This is a genomic window from Aureitalea sp. L0-47, from assembly GCF_026126405.1.
Lineage (GTDB): Bacteria > Bacteroidota > Bacteroidia > Flavobacteriales > Flavobacteriaceae > Pukyongia.
Genome location: NZ_JAFMTQ010000051.1, coordinates 1 through 494 on the forward strand (window position 1 = coordinate 1; position 494 = coordinate 494).

The 494-nt window shown below is 50.4% G+C and carries 1 protein-coding gene; it reads left to right on the plus strand.

The annotated features are described in order from the left end of the window. On the plus strand, positions 1–494 hold a 494-nt coding region (locus J1N09_RS15420), incomplete at both ends, for a hypothetical protein (protein ID WP_265201175.1).

Consider the following 494-nt stretch of genomic DNA (forward strand, 5'->3'; position numbering starts at 1 on the left):
TCCTTCGGATACCTTCTAAACGGAACGTACACCGAGCTTACCGATCCACTAGGGGCTAACGCTCAAAGTGGTAACAGCGGACCGATCAACCTGGCGCCAGGTGATGTATTCGGATTCCGTTCACAATCGGTTGACGGTATTGGAGGACCTGCCACTACTACAGTGAGCGGCTTCGTACCTGCATTTACAGGACAGTTTGATCCTGCTAACTGGACTCTTACACTGGACAACTCCGATGGAGATGCGTTCTTTGTTGAGATCCCAGGAGGACCACTATCCTTCGACGCTTGTGGTATTACCACTATGGCAGTAGATATCAACGAGGTAGACTGTGACGACATCGCAGCTTCACCACTAACGGCTACGGTATTCGCTACCGACGCCAGTGGTAACCTTGCAGCATGTCAGTCCATGATCACTGTGGTAGACCTATTAGGACCTGAAGTAACTTGTCTTGATGATCAAACCATCGATCCGGGACCAGGTAACCTGTT